The 18,872-nt window shown below is 73.3% G+C and carries 17 protein-coding genes; 3 read left to right on the top strand and 14 right to left on the bottom strand.

Features of this window, described 5'->3' with window-relative positions; all coding sequences use genetic code 11:
- Nucleotides 1–93: 93 nt before the first annotated feature.
- Together BJ961_RS28490 and proP are read right to left on the bottom strand one after the other, a co-directional pair.
- Entirely contained in the window at nt 94–768 is a 675-nt protein-coding gene (locus BJ961_RS28490; protein WP_271415654.1) for an O-methyltransferase, read from the bottom strand.
- 96 nt (nt 769–864) lie between these two features.
- Entirely contained in the window at nt 865–2,271 is a 1,407-nt protein-coding gene (gene proP / locus BJ961_RS28485; RefSeq protein ID WP_271415653.1) for a glycine betaine/L-proline transporter ProP, read from the bottom strand.
- 416 nt (nt 2,272–2,687) lie between these two features.
- Here proP and BJ961_RS28480 point away from each other — a divergent pair, with 416 nt between their 5' ends.
- Nucleotides 2,688–4,856 (top strand): bifunctional glycosyltransferase 87/phosphatase PAP2 family protein, encoded by a 2,169-nt coding sequence (locus tag BJ961_RS28480; protein ID WP_271415652.1) that lies wholly within the window; start codon nt 2,688–2,690, stop codon nt 4,854–4,856.
- Here BJ961_RS28480 and BJ961_RS28475 read toward each other — a convergent pair.
- From BJ961_RS28475 to BJ961_RS28460, 4 genes are all read right to left on the bottom strand, one after another.
- Complete coding sequence (locus tag BJ961_RS28475; protein WP_271415651.1) at nt 4,810–6,462, bottom strand: glycosyltransferase family 87 protein; 1,653 nt, start codon at nt 6,460–6,462, stop codon at nt 4,810–4,812. The two genes, BJ961_RS28480 and BJ961_RS28475, sit on opposite strands and share 47 nt — an antisense overlap.
- A gap of 123 nt (nt 6,463–6,585) precedes the next feature.
- On the bottom strand, nt 6,586–7,032 hold the full coding sequence (locus BJ961_RS28470; RefSeq protein WP_271415650.1) for a hypothetical protein: 447 nt from the start codon (nt 7,030–7,032) through the stop codon (nt 6,586–6,588).
- A 14-nt stretch (nt 7,033–7,046) separates the two neighbouring features.
- Complete coding sequence (locus tag BJ961_RS28465) at nt 7,047–7,325, bottom strand: DUF397 domain-containing protein (RefSeq protein ID WP_271415649.1); 279 nt, start codon at nt 7,323–7,325, stop codon at nt 7,047–7,049.
- Nucleotides 7,285–8,133: a helix-turn-helix domain-containing protein gene (locus BJ961_RS28460; RefSeq protein WP_271415648.1), complete on the bottom strand. Its 849-nt coding sequence runs from the start codon at nt 8,131–8,133 to the stop codon at nt 7,285–7,287. Before BJ961_RS28460 ends, BJ961_RS28465 begins: the two co-directional genes overlap by 41 nt.
- Nucleotides 8,134–8,226: 93 nt before the next feature.
- Here BJ961_RS28460 and BJ961_RS28455 point away from each other — a divergent pair, with 93 nt between their 5' ends.
- Nucleotides 8,227–8,661, top strand: a complete 435-nt coding sequence (locus tag BJ961_RS28455; RefSeq protein ID WP_271415647.1) for an ATP-binding protein — start codon at nt 8,227–8,229, stop codon at nt 8,659–8,661.
- Nucleotides 8,662–8,933: 272 nt separating this feature from the next.
- Here the strand turns inward: BJ961_RS28455 and BJ961_RS28450 are convergent, their stop codons facing one another.
- On the bottom strand, nt 8,934–9,524 hold the full coding sequence (locus BJ961_RS28450) for a cysteine hydrolase family protein (protein WP_271415646.1): 591 nt from the start codon (nt 9,522–9,524) through the stop codon (nt 8,934–8,936).
- A 141-nt stretch (nt 9,525–9,665) separates the two neighbouring features.
- On the opposite strand from BJ961_RS28450, the gene BJ961_RS28445 reads away from it, so the two are divergent.
- The gene (locus BJ961_RS28445; protein ID WP_271415645.1) at nt 9,666–10,667 is read left to right on the top strand and encodes a GlxA family transcriptional regulator; all 1,002 of its coding nucleotides are present in this window, start codon (nt 9,666–9,668) and stop codon (nt 10,665–10,667) included.
- On the opposite strand, the gene BJ961_RS28440 is transcribed toward BJ961_RS28445, so the two are convergent.
- The 7 genes from BJ961_RS28440 to BJ961_RS28410 all read right to left on the bottom strand — a co-directional run bounded on the left by BJ961_RS28440 (nt 10,585) and on the right by BJ961_RS28410 (nt 18,864).
- Nucleotides 10,585–11,895 carry an MFS transporter gene (locus BJ961_RS28440; protein ID WP_271415644.1) on the bottom strand — a complete coding sequence of 437 codons (1,311 nt, stop codon included), beginning with the start codon at nt 11,893–11,895 and terminating at the stop codon, nt 10,585–10,587. The two genes, BJ961_RS28445 and BJ961_RS28440, sit on opposite strands and share 83 nt — an antisense overlap.
- Before the next feature lie 2 nt (nt 11,896–11,897).
- Nucleotides 11,898–12,677, bottom strand: coding sequence for a GntR family transcriptional regulator (locus BJ961_RS28435; protein ID WP_271415643.1), 780 nt, complete (start codon nt 12,675–12,677; stop codon nt 11,898–11,900).
- A 567-nt stretch (nt 12,678–13,244) separates the two neighbouring features.
- Complete coding sequence (locus BJ961_RS28430; RefSeq protein WP_271415642.1) at nt 13,245–14,096, bottom strand: ECF transporter S component; 852 nt, start codon at nt 14,094–14,096, stop codon at nt 13,245–13,247.
- Nucleotides 14,093–15,784 carry an ABC transporter ATP-binding protein gene (locus BJ961_RS28425; RefSeq protein ID WP_271415641.1) on the bottom strand — a complete coding sequence of 564 codons (1,692 nt, stop codon included), beginning with the start codon at nt 15,782–15,784 and terminating at the stop codon, nt 14,093–14,095. The genes BJ961_RS28430 and BJ961_RS28425 overlap by 4 nt, the downstream gene beginning before the upstream one ends.
- Nucleotides 15,781–16,962 (bottom strand): energy-coupling factor transporter transmembrane component T, encoded by a 1,182-nt coding sequence (locus tag BJ961_RS28420; RefSeq protein ID WP_381159614.1) that lies wholly within the window; start codon nt 16,960–16,962, stop codon nt 15,781–15,783. Before BJ961_RS28420 ends, BJ961_RS28425 begins: the two co-directional genes overlap by 4 nt.
- Nucleotides 16,949–17,617: an SCO2322 family protein gene (locus BJ961_RS28415; RefSeq protein ID WP_271415639.1), complete on the bottom strand. Its 669-nt coding sequence runs from the start codon at nt 17,615–17,617 to the stop codon at nt 16,949–16,951. Before BJ961_RS28415 ends, BJ961_RS28420 begins: the two co-directional genes overlap by 14 nt.
- Entirely contained in the window at nt 17,614–18,864 is a 1,251-nt protein-coding gene (locus BJ961_RS28410; RefSeq protein WP_271415638.1) for a prenyltransferase/squalene oxidase repeat-containing protein, read from the bottom strand. Before BJ961_RS28410 ends, BJ961_RS28415 begins: the two co-directional genes overlap by 4 nt.
- Nucleotides 18,865–18,872: the final 8 nt, after the last annotated feature.

The raw sequence follows: 18,872 nt of genomic DNA, 5'->3' as shown, positions 1-18,872 counted from the left end.
GAGGTGTAGTCAGGCAAGAGGCGTAGTCAGGCAAGAGGTGCGGTCAGACACGGGGTGCGGTCAGACACGGGGTCGGTCAGACACGGGGTGCTATCAGGCCAGCACGCGCGCCAGTGCGAACCCGTCGTACCCCTTGCCGCCGACCGTCTGGACCGCCGTGCCGCTGAGCCGCGGGTGGCTGCCGATCATCTCGATGGCGGCCCGGGTGCCGCGTACGTCGGCCGCGGTGTCGTCGGCGTCGGCCACGCGGCCGCCGCGGACCACGTTGTCGACGACGATCAGGCTCCCGGCGCGGGTGAGTCTCAGCGCCCACTCGAGGTAGTGCGGGTTGTTGCCCTTGTCGGCGTCGATGAAGACCAGGTCGAATGGCGGCGGGTTCTCGTCGGCGAGCTTCGGCAGCGACTCCAGGGCGGGCCCCACGCGCACGTCGACCAGGGCGTCGAGGCCGGCGCGGGCGATGTTGCGGGTGGCGACCTCCGCGTGCCGGGCGTTGTACTCCAGGGTGACCAGGCGGCCGCCGTCGGCGGGCAGGGCGCGGGCCAGCCAGATGGTGCTGTAGCCGCCGAGGGTGCCGATCTCCAGGACGGTTCGGGCGCCCTGGATCTGGGCGAGGAGCTGGAGGAGTTTGCCCTGGGTGGCGGTGACGTTCACCGGGGGCAGCCCGGCCGCGTCGCTCTCCCTGCGGGCGGCGGCCAGGGCGTCGTCGTCGGGCGAGAGGTGGGTGGTGAAGTAGGCGTCGACGTCGTCCCAGAGCCGCGACTCGCTCATGCCGGTGTGCACCCCGTGTCTCCAGTCGTTCTCGTTAGCGCTTCTAAGTAGTTGCGCTAACGAATATAGACGCGGGGTGCGGGCGCCGCCGGGTTTTCAGGGACGTGTCCCGGCGTCCACCGCGGGGGCCGACCCCGGCAGCGGCCGGCCGGCCGACTCCGTCATGAACCACACCGCCACGCCGCCGACCACGGCCGCGGCCATCATGTAGTAGGCGGGCATCATCATGTCGCCCGTCGCCCCGATCAGCGCCGTCACCACCAGCGGCGTCGTCCCGCCGAACAGGGACACCGAGACGTTGAAGCCGATCGACAGCGAGCCGTACCGCACCCGCGTCGGGAACAGCGCCGGAAGCGCGGACGGCATGGACGCCGTGAAGCAGACCAGCAGCATGCCCAGCGCGCCCATGCCCAGCGCCACGGCGAGCAGGCTGCCCTCGCGGATCAGCAGCAGCGCCGGGACGGACAGCAGCAGGAAGCCCGTGCAGCCCGCCGCGATCACCGGCCGCCGTCCGACCCGGTCGGTCAGCGCGCCCGCGAACGGCTGGACGACCATCATCAGCGCCATCACGGCCAGCACCACGAGCAGCCCGTGCGTCTCGTCGTACTTCAGCTCGCTGGTCAGATAGCTCGGCATGTACGACAGCAGCATGTAGTCGGTGACGTTGAAGACCAGGACCAGGCCGACGCAGAGCAGCAGCGCACGCCACTGGCCGGTGACCATCTCCCGCAGCGGCACCTTCACCCGCTCCGACTCCGACTTCTCCACCTCGGCCGCGAACGCCGGCGTCTCCTCCAGCCGCATCCGCAGGTACAGGCCGACGATGCCCATCGGGCCCGCGATCAGGAACGGGATGCGCCAGCCCCAGGAGGTGAGGTCGCCGTCGGACAGCAGCGCCGTCATCAGCGTCACCAGACCCGCGCCGCCGATGTACCCGGCGAGCGTCCCGAACTCCAGCCAGCTCCCGAGGAACCCGCGCCGCCTGTCGGGCGCGTACTCGGCGATGAAGGTGGAGGCGCCCGCGTACTCGCCCCCGGTGGAGAACCCCTGCACCAGCCGCGCGGCCAGCAGCAGGACGGGCGCCCAGACGCCGATCGTGGCGTACGACGGGATCAGCCCGATGGCGAACGTGCCCGCCGCCATCATGATCATCGTGACGGCGAGGACCTTCTGCCGCCCGACCCGGTCCCCGAGCGGACCGAAGACCATGCCGCCGAGCGGCCGCACGAGGAACGCCGCCGCGAAGGCGCCGAACGTGGAGAGCAGCTGCGCGGTGGGGTTGCCCGACGGGAAGAAGACCTTGCCCAGCGTCACGGCGATGTAGCTGTAGACACCGAAGTCGAACCACTCCATCGCGTTGCCCAGCGCCGCCGCCTTGACGGCACGCCGGACCAGCGCGGGATCCGTGGCCGTGGCACCGGAGGGCGCGGCGGCGGTCGGACGGGAGCCCGGGGAGGGCGGGTTCGTACGGGACGGTGCGGTGGCGACGGGGACGGCCGACAAAACTACGCTCGCCTCTTTCGACGGGGACGGGGACGGGTGGCGAAGACGCCACGACCCGTACGGCGGCGCTGTCGCCGGGCCGGAAAGAGCCCGCGGCACTCGGCCGCGGGCGGAAAAGCGACCATAGGCGCTGATGCGCCGCTTACGCCCGGTATGCTTTTCGTTGCACTGTGCACCAAAACGGGGCACACGCAGGAGACATGCGCACGCCGCGCGCCGTGCGCCCCCGCGCGGGCTGTGATCCTTCTCGCTCCCCGCACCGAAAGGCCGGCGGCTGTCAGGTTGAGTGGGGGGTGCTCGCGTCTTCCCCCGGGGGTGGTGCGAGCCTCATAGGGTTCGCAAGGACGACACACTGCGTGCACGAGCGCGGTACGTACGGTACGTACGGCACGAACGGGGCGGGAGGCCGACGAGGCGTGGCGAATGCGGAGCACGGTGGGCGACCGGCGGAATCCTTCGGAACCCCGGCCGCCGACGCGACCAGAGCACGTCTGCGCGTCGCACGCCTCGGCCTGTGGATGGTCGCGGCCGTCCTCGCCGTACGGCAGGTGGCCTCGGTCCTCGGCACCCCGCGCGGGGAACGCCTGACGGACCTGGAGACCTGGGTCGGCGAGCACGGCGTCCTGCACGTGGAGGGGTCCCTCTACGACTCCACCCAGTTCACCGGGACCCCCTTCGTGGGTCTCGTCCTCAAACCCTTCACCCGCGCCGCGGAACAGGCCCTCGGCTGGGGCTGGACCTTCGGCTCGCTGCTGCTGGTCGTGGCCCTCGGCCTGGTCGCCGCCCGCGCCCTGCCCCAGCCCGTCGGCCGCCGTACGGCGCTGCTGGCGGCGCCGGTCGCCGTCAGCCTGCTGATGCTGTCGCTGCCGGTGCGCAACGCCCTCTGGCTCGGTCAGACCAGCATCATCCCGGTCCTCCTGGTCCTGCTGGGCTGCTTCGCCGTCCGCGGTGAACACGGCGACCGGGTGGGCGGCCTGCTCATCGGGGTCGCCGCCGCCTTCCAGCCGACCGTCCTCCTCTTCGTGCCGCTGCTGTGGTTCACCGACCGCAGACGGGCCGCCGTGTCGACGGGCGTCACGTTCGCCGCCTGCACCGCGATCGCCTGGGTGGCGATGGCGCAGGACTCGTACACGTACTGGGTCCACCACCTGGCCGGGGTGGGCCTGGGCGGCGAGGCCGACGACCTCGCCAACCAGTCGCTGCACGGCGCCCTGCTGCGCCTCGGCCTCTCCGGCCCGCTGGAGATCGCCCTCTTCCTCGCCCTCGGCGCGGCCGTCGCCGTCCTCGCCCTGCGCCGCGCCGTGCGCTACGCCCGCGACGGCCAGCTGCTGCTCGCGGTCGCCGTCACCGGCTGCGCGGCCGTGGCCGTCTCCCCGGCGACCTGGCAGCACCAGCTGCTGTGGGTGCTGCCCGCGGTCGTCGGCCGGGTCGGCAAGCGGGCCTCCGACCGGTACGTGTGGCCGGTCGCCGTCATCCTGGTGATGACGCTGCCCGCGAAGATGATGCTGCCGAACATGGAGGCCCTCTTCCCGCTGCGGGACAACCTCGTCCTGCTCGCCGCGCTGGCCGCCGCCGTCGCCGTGCCCTTCCTGCCGCGCACCTCGCCGTACTTCGCCGCGCCCGTCCCCACGAGCTACGCGCCGCCGGTGCCCACCCGCTTCAAGCACGTCCCGCTGCTGCCGTTCCTGCGCCGGGTCCTGACCCGCCCCAACCTCCTCCTGGAGCTGCTCCTCATCCGGGTCACCTACGCCGCCTACTCCCAGGTCCGCCTCGCGGCGACCGGCGGCAGCAACTCGGCGGGCCGGGCCCGCGCCGAGGAGCACGGATGGCAGATCCTCGACATCGAGCGCTTCCTGCACATCGACATCGAGCACGCGATCAACCACGCGGTGGTGAAGATCGGCTGGCTGCGGGACTTCTTCGACTTCTACTACACGTCGTTCCACTTCGTCGTCCCGCTGGCCGTCCTCGGCGTCCTGTACTGGCGCCGCCCCGTCGACTACCGCTGGGCCCGCGCCTCCCTGGGCTTCGCCACGCTGCTGGCCCTGGTCGGCTTCTGGCTCTACCCGCTGGCCCCGCCGCGGCTGATGCCGGGCCTGGGGATCATCGACACGGTGCACGGCGTGCAGGACTTCTCCAAGCCGGACTACGGCACGCTGACCCACCTCACCAACCAGTACGCGGCGATGCCGTCGCTGCACTTCGGCTGGTCCCTGTGGTGCGGGGTGGTGATCGCGATCATCGCGCCGAGAGCGTGGATGAAGGTCCTGGGGCTGCTCCACCCGCTCTTCACCGTCTCGGCGATCGTGGCGACCGGCAACCACTGGGTCCTGGACGCGGTGGGCGGCGCGGCCGTGGTCGCCGCGGGCTTCGGACTGACGTACTGGTTCCAGGGCCCGCGCGCCCGGACGGCCACGGTGACGGCCGAGGCGGCCACCGACGCCGCCCGGGCCCCCGCTCCCGCTCCCGCCGGGGGCGCCGCCCCCGCGATCCCCGCGCCGTCCCCGGCGCAGGACGGCGCCCCGCCCGCCGAAGACCTCAGCAGTGATCCCCCGCACCCGGCGAAGGGCCGTACCGGGAGCTGAGCCGGTACTCGCCCGGAGCGTCGACGGTCAGCCGCGTGAACTCCCCCTCCTGGGCCAGGCACCCGCCGTCGCTGCGCAGCCACGGCGACCAGGCGACCCGCACGGTCACCGGGCCGGGCCTGTCCACGCGCAGCACCAGTTCGGCGGGGCTGGTGGACACGACGGTGCCGGGCGCGGAGACGAGCGGGACGGCGTCCCGCACCCGGTAGACCTGCCAGTGCGCGTCCTGCCAGACGGGCTCCAGCCACGCCGGACGCAGCTTCGGGTTCCGCACGAGCGTCGCCTCGGCCCAGGCGGGGCTGTCGGGCTTGCCCAGCGGGAGGACGACGTAGCCCACCGCCCAACGGTCCAGCCACTCCCGGTAGGCGGCCGCGGAGAAGCTGCCGTCGTAGAAGAGGCGCCCGCGTTCCACGTCGAGCTGCCGGTTCCAGCCGCGGGCCATGTTGACGTGCGGGGCGAGTACGGTCGCCTCGCGGTGGTTGCGGGCGGGCACCACCTCCACCCGGGTGCGGTCGGCGCCGAGCCGCTCCAACGCGTCCACGACACCGTCGGTCTCGGCGGCCCACGCCGGTACGACCGTGGACACCTTCAGGTCGTCCACGGTCTTGCTGCCCACCCACCAGACGGAGAAGGCGAGCGCGACGGCGAGCAGTCCCCGCGTGAGCCGTCGGATCCCGGGTGCGGTGAGCGGAGGAGCGGCGAACAGGGCCGCCAGCAGTACGGCGGGTGCGAACAGCTCGGCGAACCGTTCGACGTTCGTGCCGACCGGCGAGGCCACGAGGTACGTCAGCACGGTTCCGAGCGCGTAGACGGCCCCGCTCCACCGGGCGGTCCGCCAGGTACGCGGGGCGAGCAGGGCGACGGCGAGGGCGAGCACGGCCGGCGACCATATGCGGCCCATCTGCATCGGCTGCTCCCCCGTGAAGGGGAAGAACAGCGTCGTCAGCCCGACGACGGCGGCCGGGGGTATCAGCAGCACCAGCGCGCGCCCCCAGTCCCGTACGAGCAGGAACGCGGCCCCCACGACGGCCACGAACAGCCCGGCCACCGGCGACGCCATGGTGGCCAGTGCCGCGCACCCGGCGGCGACGTACAGCCGCCGCTCCCGCACCAGCGGCACGACGGCGGCCAGACCGAGGGCGACGCCGAGCGCGAAGGTGGTCCGGCCCGAGGCGACGTCGCACCACAGCGCGAGCGAGGCGAGCAGCGCGGGCCACACGGGCCGGCGCACGCCGCCGCGCACGATCAGCACGGCCGCCAGCCAGGAGGCGGCGAGCCCGGACACGACCGTGACGGCGCGCACACCGACCAGCGCCATCAAGTACGGCGAGATGACGCTGTAGTTGGCGGTGTGCATGCCGCCGTACCAGAACAGTCCGTAGGCCGAGTCCCCGTGCCGCGACGCGAAGTCGGCCCACGCCTCCTGCGCGGCGAGATCCCCGCCGCCCGTGGCGAGGAACGCCCACCACACCGCGTACAGCGGGATGGTGGGCAGGGTCGCGAGCAGCGGCACGCGATGCCGGCGCCCGAAGGCGCGCAGGGCGTCACCCGGACGTCTGTCCTGACGCTGTTCGGTCCGGGGGACGGTGAGTTCGGCAGGGGCCACGGTCGGGGTGTCCGTTCGAGGTCATCGGGCGTGCCCGGGGTGGACACACGTGCGAAGACGATAAATCGAACAGAAACGTTGGCCCGGACCGGGCCCGGCTACGGGCCCGGCATCCTCCGGTGGTCAGGTGCGGGTGCTCTTCTTGTGGTGTGCGATGACGAGCCCGGTCAGGACGAGTGCGCAGATTCCGAGCAGCAGGGTCGCCGGGTTGAGGTAGGACGGGACGACCGCCTCGGTCACCCGGCCGTCACCGGTGCGGCAGCCGAAGTGCAGCGGTACGAAGGTCGGTTCGTAGCCGGTGACCCTGCCGCCGACGGCCGTCGCACAGGCCTTGGCCTGGGCGTGGTCGTCGAAGAAGAAGAGGTGGAGCAGCCCCCAGGTGTACATGCCGACCGCCGCGTCCCAGGCCAGTACGGCGACCGGACCGAGGAGGGTCGTGCCGTTCCGGCGGCCCCGCACCAGGCCGGTGACCGCACGGACCGTGAGCCACACCACGGCGACGAGACCGGCCAGCAGCAACAGCAGCAGGACGGCGCCCTCGTGTTCGGCGTAGGGCTGGTCGCCCGACATGGGCCGTACTCCTGTCAGGGGGTGCGGGAGCTGCGGGCCCAGTCGACGAAGGTGGTGAAGGTGGCGGGGGTCAGGGTGAGGGTCGGCCCCGCGGGGGTTTTGGAGTCGCGTACGGCGACGGTGGCGGGCAGTTCACCAACTTCGACGCAGTTGCCGCCCTGATCGCCGCTGTAACTGGACTTACGCCAGGTCAGCACACCGAGCGGCGCGCATTCCACGCATTCGCCGCCCTGGTCGCTGCTGTAGCTGGACTTACGCCACTGGATCGTCGTCGGTATGGCCGTGCTCTCCATAGCGTTCCTCCATCACCCGGCGAATCAATTCCGCCGAGTCTTTGAGGGAGAGTGCGGCGGCTCGAAGATGATCGTAGCGGAGTGAACAGTCCTTGATCCTCTCCGGGTTGGCGGTCGAATGACCGCTGCCGTACCTCTCCGTGTAGAGAATGGCCGGGTCGCTCGCGAAACGGAAGATGCTGAATGAGCCTGTGAGTCCGGGGTGTGCTCCCGCCGAGAACGGCAGCACCTGCACGTTGATCCGTGGATTGTCCTGAAAGGACAACAGGTGAGCCAGTTGGCCGCGCATCGTCTCGCGGCCTCCGATCTCCTGGAGCAGTGCGGCCTCGCTGACGATCGACCAGAAGACCGGGGGGCTCTGTTTCTCGAAGATGCGCTGACGGGCGAGCCGCACGGCGGTGCGGTCGTCGAGGTCGGTCGGGTCGAACGTGCCGAGCACGGCCCGGACGTAGGCGTCGGTTTGAAGCAGGCCGTGGACCATGTGCGTTTGGAACGCGCAGATCTCGACCGTGCGTGCCTCCAACTCGGCCATCTGTTGGAACCAGGCCGGAAGCTGGGTGCGCATCACCAGGTCGACCAACCGGGACAGTAACCCGCCCGTGCCCAGCGCAGCGTCCACGCGTTCGCTGAACTCCGGGGTCGGCAGTTTGCGGGCCGTCTCGATCTGGCCGACGAGGGAGCCGGTGTAGTTGACGATGTCGCCGAGCTGCCGTTGGGTCAGCCCGGCGGCCTCCCGGTGGCGGCGCAGCTCGAAGCCGTAGTAGTCGAGCGGCGAGGCGCCCGGGTCAAGGACGTTGATGTGGGTCACGCACAGCCCCCTTCGCGCACAACTCGGTCCACTGGGGCACCGGTTGTATCCGTTCTGTAGCCCACGGTAGTCGTCCGACGTCAGCCTTGTGCCGTGAACGAATACTTTCCCTCGGTCCTCGTGGGCCACTGCGCGAACCAGTACCGGATGAGCTTCACGGTCGGCGCCCACTCGGCGGGGCACGTCCGCCGCATCGTCCGTTCGTACCTGCGCGAGTGGGACCTGGCCGAGCTGACCGACGCGGTGGAACTGGGCGTCACCGAGCTGCTGGCCAACGTCGTACGCCACGTTCCGGACCGCCGCTGCACGTTGCTGCTGATGCGGCAGACCGGAGAGTGCGGCGGCGGTGTCCGGGTGGAGGTGGCGGACGGGAGCCCCCGGCAGCCCGTACCGTCCGCGTGGGTGAGCGACGACGCGGAGGGCGGCCGGGGGTTGGTGCTCCTGGAGGCGGTGGCGGACAAGTGGGGTGTGGGCCCCAGGCCCGGGGGCGGCAAGACCGTATGGTTCGAGGTGGGGCGAGAGGCCTGACGAGGTGAGGCTTCTGTCGGGGGAGGGGTTGGAGGAGGCGCACCGTTGCCGTCCCCCGGACGCAGGGGTGACCGGCCTTGTTGCGGCTGAGGTCGAGGGGCCCGATCACCCGCTACACGGTGACACCGTGGATCGACACCCCGCAGGAGCGGACGTCGGCTGCCGCCCTCATGCGCACGTGGGGGCCCGCTGGCCGTCGGCCGCACCAGGGGCTTGGGATTCGTGCACCACGCGTTCGACAGCGGTGATCCGCTGGGCCCCGCTCCCGCGGCTCAGCTCAGGGACTCCTGCGACGGCACGACGACCCCGTACATGTCGGCGATGGTGGCGAGGGCGCTGTAGTGCACCTGGCGGGCGTCGAGTTCGGTGTCCGCGACGGGCAGGGCGCGGGTGGCGCAGGCGTCGGCGACGACCGTGGGGCGGTTGCCGCGCAGGAAGGCGCCCTGGGCGGTGAAGGCCACGCACATGTGCGTCATGAAGCCGACGACGACGAGGTCGTTGTGGCCGGCCGCGTCGACGTGCTCGCCGAGGTCGGTGCCGTGGAAGGAGTCCGGTGCCTTCTTGGTGACGACGGGTTCGCCGTCGGCCGGGGCGACGCTCGGGTGGACCCCTCCGATCTCGGCCCGGACGTCGTACGGGCTGCCCTCGCCGCCGTCGTGGACGACGTGGATCACCTTCGCGCCTTCCCGGCGGGCGCGGGCCAGCAGCCGGGCGCCCGCGTCGAGCGCGGCCCGCCAGCCGTCCAGTTCCATCACGCCGGTCGTGTAGGTGTTCTGGTAGTCGACGAGGACCAGCGTGGAGTCGGCGAGCTTCGCGGGGGTGTCGTCGAGTCCGCTGAGGCGGCGCAGCGTGGTTCTGGGCATGGGAACTCCCTCTGGAGCGGGGGTGGATGGCGGCCGTCGGCCGGCTCCTACGACGCTAGGGCCCGCCCGGCGATGTCGGCAATGTCGTCTAACCTGCAGATACCGACACGGCCGTGTGGCCGTGCGACCGCGGGAGGCACCGTGAACTCCGTCGGACGACTGATCGTCGTCGTGCTCTTCGAGGGCGTCGACCTGCTCGACGTCACCGGGCCGCCGGAGGTGTTCTCCCTCGCGCGGCGCGAGACGGCGGACGCGGCGGGCTACGAGGTGCTGCTCGCCGCCGCGACCACCGGCCCGGTCACCACCGCCGCCGGGGTCCGGGTCCTGCCCGACGTCACCTTCGACGACCTGTCCGGGCGGCGCATCGACACGCTGCTCGTGCCCGGCGCGGTCGAGGTGGACGGCCGGCGCCGGGTGCGGGCGCTCACCGACCCCGTGGTGGTGGAGTGGGTGGGGCGGCTCGCGGAACGGACCCGGCGGGTCACCTCCGTCTGTGTGGGAGCGCATGTTCTCGCCGCCGCCGGGTTGCTCGACGGCAAGCGCGCCACCACGCACTGGTCGACCGCGCGGCAGCTCGCGGACGAGCATCCGGCGGTCGAGGTCGACGCCGACCCGATCTTCGTCCGCGACGGCGACGTGTGGACCGGCGCGGGCATCAGCTCCTGCCTCGACCTCTCGCTCGCCCTGGTCGCCGACGACCTCGGCGAGGCGGTGGCGCTGCGGGTGGCCCGGCAACTGGTGATGTACCTGAAGCGGCCGGGCGGGCAGAGCCAGTTCAGCGTCCCGCTGGAGCAGGTCTCCACGACCCGGCGCGTCGAGGACCTCCGCCACCACATCCTGCGCCACATCGCCGCACCGCTCACCGTCGCCGACCTCGCGGCCCACGCCCACGTCAGCGACCGGCAGCTCACCCGCATCTTCAAGACCGAACTCGGCACGACCCCGTACGCCTACGTCGAGTCGGCGCGCGTGGAAGTGGCCCGCCAGCAGCTGGAATCCACCGACGCGACCCTGGAACGCGTCGCGTCGGCCTGCGGTTTCGGCACCGTCGACACTCTGGTCAGGGCCTTCCGCCGCAGGCTGGACACGACACCGACCGAATACCGCCGGCGCTTCCGGACCGCCGTGAGCACCCACAGCTAGGCCGGGTTCGCGCGGCGTGCCGCCACAGGAGGGTGGGGACGGTGCTCAGCGTCATACCGGCCGCGCCGATCCACAGGGTCTCGGTCGCGCCGAACGCGGCGCCGGACGCCCCGCCCATGAGCCCGCCGAGCGGAACGCCGCCCGAGGAGACGAAGCGGGCCGTCGCCGCCATCCGGCCCAGGAGCCGGTCCGGGGTGAGGGACTGCTGGAGGCTCGACTGGGCCACCACACGGACGACGCCGCCCAGGGAGAGTGCGGCGAGCCCGACGGCACCGGCGTACAGGGTCCAGCCGGGGCGGGCCAGTGGCATGAGCACGGCCAACGGGCACGTGGCCAGCGGGGCCAGCCAGATGACCGGGCCCGGTCCGACCCGCCGCGCCAGCGTGGTGGCCGTCAACGCGCCCAGCAGGGCGCCGCACCCCATGCCGGACAGGACGAGTCCGATGCCGAAGGGCCCCAGGTCCATGGTGCGCTCCAGGAAGACCAGCAGCATCGTCTGGTACATGATCAGGGAGAGGTTGAACAGCGCGTCCGAGAACATGATGGCGCGCAGGGCGGGATGGCGGAGGACGAAGCGCAGCCCCTCCGCGATCTCCGTCCTGAGGCGAGGCCTCTCCGACAGCGGTTCCGGGTCCTCTTCCCGCCTGCGGATCGTGGCCGCGAAGAGGCCGGACACGGCCATCCCCGCCGAGCTCGCCAGGAGCGTGACCGGGGCGCCCACCAGGCCGACCAGCGGGCCCGCCACCGCCGGGCCGCCGATGCTGGTCACCGAGCGGACCGCCGAGAGCTTCGCGTTGCCCTCCACGAGGTTCTCGCGTCCCACCAGGTGCGGCAGGTAGCTGACGTGGGCGACGTCGAAGAACACGGTCAGCACGCCGTGCAGCAGGGCGACGGCGTACAGCAGCCGGACGCTGAGCAGGCCGGCCCACCAGGCGAGCGGGATGGTCAGGAGGGCCGCCGCGCGCAGGAGGTCGGTGCCGATCAGTACGGACCTCTTCCGCATCCGGTCGACCCACGCCCCGGCCGGCAGCCCGACCAGGAGCGAGCCCGCCGTGGTCGTCGCGGTCAGCAGCCCGACCTGGAACTCGTCGGCGTGCAGGGTCGCGATCGCCACCAGCGGCAGCGTCAGGAAGATGATCCGGTCGCCCAGCTGACCGAGTGCGGTGGCGGCGAAGAGGCGCCCGAAGTCCCGGTCGTCGAGGAGCCCGAGCCGGTGGGACCTGGGCATGCCTATCGCCCGGCGGTGGTGCGGGCGGGGCGCTCCACTCCGAACTCGTAGACCACCTCCCGGTACCGGTCCGGGACGACCATGTCCGCCGTCTCCACCGGGCGGCGCACGGTGTCGTACATGGTCCGTTCGATCAGGAGGACGAGGTCCCCCGGGCTGATGCCGAGCAGGTTCGCCTGCTCCCGGGTGGCGCGGGCCGGACGCGGCACCTCGACGACCGTGTCGACGACGACCCCCAGGGCACGCATCCGCTCGACCACCCCCTGGCCGGCCAGGGGCCCGGCCTCGGGCAGCACGACGTGGGTCCCCTCCGTGCGGGCCAGGGGCTCCCAGGACTCGGAGAGCTGGACGGGCTGCCCACCGGCGAGGAACTCGTACCGCGTGGTGACGCAGAGGTCGCCGGGCGCGATGTCCAGCCGCTCGGCGATTGCCTCCGGCGCGGGGACGCCCACCCGGCTGTCCGCGTCCCAGGAGTCGGCCCTGCCCCGCTCCCGCGCGTCGGTGCTGCGGGAGCGCCTGCCCGTCCGCTCCCGGTGCCGCGAGCGGACCAGGCGCAGGCGTTCACGCGGGCTGCGGACGTACGTGCCCGAGCCCGCGCGCCCTTCGAGGAGTCCGTCGACGATCAGCTCGTCCACCGCCCGCTGTACGACGTTGCGTCCGACCCCGTACTCCTCGGCGAGCCGCACCCGCGACGGCAGCCGCGCCCCGGTCTCCCACTCTCCGGCGAGGATCCGCGCACGCAGCAGGCCGGCCACAGCGAGGTACGGCGCCTCTCGGGGCATGGTGGTCCTCCGGTCGATTCAGCGGTGCGGTGCCGGCAAGCTATGGCACCGGCTGAAAGCTGATGGAGTAGAAGTGCGTTCACGCCTCGACCGCCTGCCCCTCACGCCCGCAGGCCCCCACCCTCACTCGCAACCGTGAACACTTCGCCCCCCACTGTCCTCCACCCGCTCATCCGAGCGCGCGAAGGACAAATTCTCCGAAGTGTTCACGCTTTTGCGTATAGGTGCCCGACCCAGGCCGATGGAGGACGCTTCCGCCCCGGCCGTCCAAGCACCCTGTCAGCGGCGGAGTCCGGACGCGGAGAGCCGTCCAGCGCGCCGGACAGCACCAGGACGGGCGCCCGCAGTTCAGCCAGTACCGCGCGGGCGGCGTCCCAGCGGCCGTTGGGACAGCCGGCCGAGGTCGCCGAAGTAGGCGGAGCGCATCATCGGGCCGCCCGGAACGCAGACAAGCGGTCGATCGCCCCCGGAGTCCTTCCGGTGCACCGATCCGCCACGGAAGAGGCAGCCGTACGGCCCGTCCACCGGTCGGCTGCGGCTACGACGCCGCTTCGCAGGGGAAGCGGCTCACGTGGGGCGGCTCACCTCGTCGGCCTTCTCGAACGTGACCGGCGTCTCGAAGGCAGCCCTGCGGGTGGCGCGGCGCAGCGCCTTCAGGACCGGGGTGCCGAGGGCGAGGGTCAGCACGACCGTCATCGCGGCGCGGCCTCCGTCCCAGCCCAGCGACGTGGCCAGGCAGTAGGAGAGGAAGCGGGCCAGGTTGGTGGGGATCGACGCGTCCGGGTCGAAGGCGATGTTCGAGGCGAGCGTGTTCATGAAGGTCCAGCCCGCGAGGTTCATCACCGTGCCGTAGGCGAAGGCCGCCAGGAAGCCGTACGCGGCCAGCATCGCCAGCTCCGCGCGGCCGCGCAGGCGGTCGGGGCCCGGCAGCAGGCCCGCGCCCATCGTGAACCAGCCCATCGCCAGCATCTGGAACGGCATCCACGGGCCGACACCGCCCGTGAGCAGCGCGGACGCGAACATCGTGACCGAGCCGAGGACGAAGCCGAAGCCGGGGCCGAGGACCCGGCCGCTGAGGACCATCAGGAAGAACATCGGTTCCAGGCCGGCCGTCCCCGCGCCGATGGGCCGCAGGGCCGCGCCCGCCGCCGCCAGGACGCCGAGCATCGCGACCGCCTTGGGGCCGAGACCCGACTCCGAGATCGTCGCCGCCACCACGGCCACCATCAGCACCAGCACGCCCGCGAACAGCCACGGCGCGTCCTGCGCGTGCGCGTTCAGCGAGGCGTCCGGCGGGGCCAGGAACGGCCAGCCGAAGCCCGCCACGCCCACGGCGCTGACCAGCACCAGGGCGGCGACCGAGCGCGGGCCCAGGCGCACGGCGCGGGCCTGGCGCTGGGCAGGGGTGCCGCCGGTCATGCCAGGGCCTCCCGTACCTGCGCGACCGTCAGCCACTTCCTCGGCGCCAGTACCTTCGCCACCTGCGGGGCATACGACGGCGAGGCCACCACCACGTCCGCCGCCGGGCCGTCGGCGATCACCTCGCCCTCGGCGAGCAGGACGACCCGGTGGGCCAGCTCGGCGGCCAGTTCCACGTCGTGCGTGGCCAGCACGATCGCGTGGCCCTCGGCGGCCAGCCCGCGCAGGATGCCGGCCAGCCGGGCCTTCGCCGCGTAGTCCAGGCCGCGGGTCGGCTCGTCCAGGAGGAGCAGCGGGGGGCGGGCCGTCAGGACCACGGACAGGGCGAGCGTCAGCCGCTGGCCCTCCGACAGGTCCCGGGGGTGCGTGTCGTCCGCCACGCCGGGGAGCAGCTCCGACAGCAGGGCGCGACAGGTGCCGGGCGACGCCTCCGCGTCCCGGTCCGCCGCCGCGCACTCCCCGGCGACCGTGTCGGCGTACAGCAGGTCGCGCGGCTCCTGCGGGACCAGGCCGACGCGGCGTACGAGGTCGCGCGGGGCGGTGCGGTGCGGTACGGCGTCGCCCGCCCGGACGGAACCGGCGGACGGCTCGACGAGGCCGACCAGCGCGGAGAGGAGGGTGGACTTCCCGGCGCCGTTGCGGCCCATCAGGGCGACCGTCTCGCCGGGGGAGACGGTCAGGTCGACGTGGCGCAGTGCCTGGACGCGGTCGCGGCGCACGGCGAGGGAGCGGACCTCGGCGGCGTACGGGACGGAGGCAGCCGGGGCTTGTGCGGGCGTCCCGCGGCGTCGCCAACGGCGGGAGGGGGCGGGCCGGAGGGCCGGGGGCGCGGGCAGCCGGGCGGCCGGCGGGGTGTGGTCCGGGATCTCCCGGTCGGCCAGGCGCTCCCGGAGCGGGGCGGCGCGACGGCGGGCGTCGCGGATCGTCAGCGGCAGCGGGGACCAGCCCGCCAGCCTGCCCAGGCCCACCACCGGCGGAAACACCGGCGACACGGCCATCACGTCCGCCGGTGTACCGAGGAGCGGCGGCGCCCCGGGGGCGGGGAGCAGGACGACCCGGTCGGCGTACTGGATGACCCGCTCCAGGCGGTGCTCGGCCATCAGGACCGTCGTACCGAGGTCGTGGACCAGGCGCTGGAGGACGGCCAGGACCTCCTCGGCGGCGGCGGGGTCCAGGGCGGAGGTCGGCTCGTCCAGGACCAGCACCTCCGGGTGCGGGGTGAGGACCGAGCCGATGGCGACCCGCTGCTGCTGGCCGCCGGAGAGGGTGGCGATGGGGCGGGAGCGCAGACCGGCCAGGCCCAGGAGGTCGAGGGTCTCCTCGACGCGGCGGCGCATCACGTCGGGGGCCAGGCCCAGCGACTCCATGCCGTAGGCCAGTTCGTCCTCGACGACGTCCGTGACGAAGTGGGAGAGCGGGTCCTGGCCGACCGTGCCGACGACGTCGGCGAGTTCGCGCGGCTTGTGGGTGCGGGTGTCCCGGCCGGCCACGGTGACCCGGCCGCTCAGCGTGCCGCCGGTGAAGTGCGGGACGAGGCCGCCGACCGCGCCCAGGACGGTGGACTTGCCGACCCCGGACGGACCGGCGAGCAGGACGAGTTCGCCCTCGGGGACCTCGAAGTCCACGGCCCGGACGGTGGGTTCGGCCGCACCGTCGTAGGTGACCGACACGTCCTCGAAGCGGATCACGACGGCTCCTTCACGAACGTCTGCACGGTGGTGGTCTCGGGTGCGGGGGTGATGAACGCCGGGAGCAGGCCGACGAGTACGGCGGCCGCCGGCCACAGCGGGAGCGACGGCGCCACCAGCGGGACCACGCCCGGGTGCAGCGCCGCCGGGTCGCGGGCGGCGGCCAGGAACAGCAGCGCGGCGACCGTCGCACCGGAGGCGGTGACCAGCCAGGCGCGGGCGTCCCACCGGTCCGGGCGGTAACGGGTGCGGACCGTGCGCCGGCCGCCGAGCCACAGGCCCGCGAGCGCGGCGGCGACACCGGCCAGGAGCACCGGGATGCCGTACGTGCCGCCCGCGGCGGTCAGCAGCCCGTACGTCCCCGCGCAGACGCCGAGCAGGCCGCCCAGGGTGAGGGCGGCGGTGGTACGGCGGACGGGGGCGGGGACCTGGGCGGTACGGCCGTAGCCGCGGGCGTCCATCGCGGCGGCGAGGGCGACGGAGCGTTCCAGGGCGCCCTCCAGGACCGGGAGCCCCACCTGGAGCAGGCCCCGCACCCCCCTGTCCGGGCGGCCGCGCAGGCGGCGGGCGGCGCGCAGACGCTGGACGTCGGCGATGAGGTTCGGCGCGAAGGTGAGGGCGACGACCACGGCCACGCCCGTCTCGTACAGGGCACCGGGCAGGGACTTGAGGAGGCGGGAGGGGTTGGCCAGGGCGTTCGCCGCGCCGACGCAGATGAGGAGGGTGGCCAGCTTCATCGCGTCGTACAGCGCGAAGGCGAGGCCCTCCGCGGTGACCCGGCCGCCGAGGCGGATGCCCTGCGCCCAGTCGGGGAGCGGGACCTCGGGGAGGGTCAGGAGGGTGTGGGTGCCGGGGATCGGGGAGCCCAGGACCGTGGTGAAGAGGAGGCGGATGACGAGGACGGCGAGCGCGAGCTTGACGAAGGCGCCGTAGGAGCGGGACCAGGGGGCGTGCGGGCGGCGGCTGACCACGACGTACGCGGAGACGGCTATGAGGAGGGCGAGGAGGAGCGGGTTGGTGGTGCGGGTGGCGGCGGTGCCGAGGGCCAGCGCCCAGAGCCACCAGGCACCGGGGTGCAGAGGCGTGCCCACCCGCCCCCGCGCCGACGGGGCGCCGCCTCCCCGCGGGACGGGTGCCGTCCCGGCGGCGCGACCGCCCGCGGTCCTAGCGGGTCGCATTCCTGCGCCGCCTCGCCTGCCAGGCGCCCGCGGCGGCCAGGACCGCGATCACCGCGACGCCCGCGACCAGGCCGACCGAGGGCCCGCCGTCGTCGTCCGAGGCGTCCTGCTGCGCCGGGGCGGTCGTGGGCCCCTGCTTCTCCTGCTTCTCCTGGTGCTCCGACACCTGCTCCCCGCACCCCGACTTCGGGTAGCCCGCGATGCCGCACAGCAGGGCGCTGGTGTTGTAGCGGAGCGGGTCGGCCACCGCGGCCAGGGCGTCGGCGGTCGTGGCGTCGGGGGAGACCCGGGCGCAGGCCGTGCGCGCGGACGGCGGGGTCTCGCCGGACGGGGCGTCGGACGCCGTACCGAAGTCGAGGACCAGGGCCACCCGCTTGGTGCCGTCCTCGGCCGGGGTCCTCGCGCAGATCGAGTCGAAGTCCGCCGTGCCGCGCGGCTGGGCCGCGTCGCCCGAGTTCTCGCTCACCGCGAAGCGGAAGCCCTGCACGTCCCCGTCCGAGGGGCGGGCCAGGGACGGCCCCTGGGTGGCGTAGACCCAGTGGTCGCCCTCGTGGTCCCAGAAGGACCAGTAGCGGTAACCGGCGGCCTGCGCCTGGCCGACCGTCCCGATCAGCAGGAACGCGGCCAGGAAGAGGAGGACGACGCGGCGGGTCACGGCTGCCGCTTCTTGTTGCGGTTGCTGAGCAGGAAACCGACGCCGATGCCGAAGACCAGGCAGACGCCGACGAACCACCAGACGCCGAACGGGGAGCCGTCCTTCTCGTCCTCCTCGCCCGCGGCCTGGTCGCTCGTGGTCGCGGTGTCGCTCGCCGCCGCGCCCTGGGGGGCCGGGCCCGTCGCGTTCAGCCGCTCCACCAGGTCGGTGCCGCCGAAGTCGCGCGGGTCGGTGCCCGTGGCGTGGGCCGCGAAGATCAGCTGGGCGTACGCGGCCGGACCGCTCTCCTCGGCCCACTTCGCGGCGTTCTTCTTCAGCCACGCCAGCGGCTCGGCCGCCTTGTCCGCGCCGCCCCGTGCGGCGAGGGCGACCACGGCGTCGGCGGTGTTGCCGTAGTCGGGCTGGTCGGCGGAGCCGCCGAGGGCGGACTTGAGGTGGCCGTCCCCGGCCAGGGCGGCGGCGAGGTACGCGCTGCCGTTCGCGGCGGCCTGCTCGCGGGTCGGCTTCGCCGCGTCGGCGCAGGAGGCGGCGCCGGTCTTCTCGCCGGCCCCGGCCACCAGGCCCTTGCCGAGGGCGCCGAGGACCCCGGCGGCGGTGGCGTCCGCGTTGGGCGGGAGCTTGCCGTCCTTGTCGGGCTGGAAGGCGAAGGCGCCCGCGCCCTTGTCCTTCGCGCAGGGCAGGGCGAAGGTCAGCAGGGCGTCGTAGGGGGACTTGCCGTCCTTGCGGACCTCCCCGGGGTCGGTCTCCGTGGCGGTCAGGGCGCCGATGACGACGGAGGTGGAGTTGGCGTCGCTGGGGGTGCCCGGGCTGTAGCCCCAGCCGCCGTCCCCGTTCTGTACGGACTTCAGCCAGCCGAGGGCGTCCTCGACGACGTCGCCGTGCCCGCCGACGGCCCACAGCGCCTGGACGGCGGCGGCCGTGCTGTTGCTGTCGACCATGGTCTTGGCGTCGCAGGCCGCCGCCGGGTCGGCGCGGAAGGGGGCGAAGGCACCGTTCGCGCACTGCTGGTCCGTGAGCCACTTCACGGCCTTCGACGACGGGACCACGCCCGCCGTGTCCTGCGCGAGCAGCGCCAGGGACTGGCGCCAGACGCCGTCGTACTGCGGGTCGGTGGACCCGTACAGCCCGGACGGCGCGGACGCGGGCGCGGACGGCGACGGGTCGGCGGCGACCGCGGGCGCGGTGGCGGCGCCGATCACGGCTATCGCTGCCAGGGCCGCGGCGCTGCCGCGACGACGGACGTTCATGATCGGCG

Source organism: Streptomyces lienomycini, from assembly GCF_027947595.1.
In the GTDB taxonomy this organism is placed as follows: domain Bacteria; phylum Actinomycetota; class Actinomycetes; order Streptomycetales; family Streptomycetaceae; genus Streptomyces; species Streptomyces lienomycini.
The sequence above is the reverse complement of the archived record's forward strand: the minus strand, read 5'-3'. Positions and strand labels throughout refer to the sequence as shown.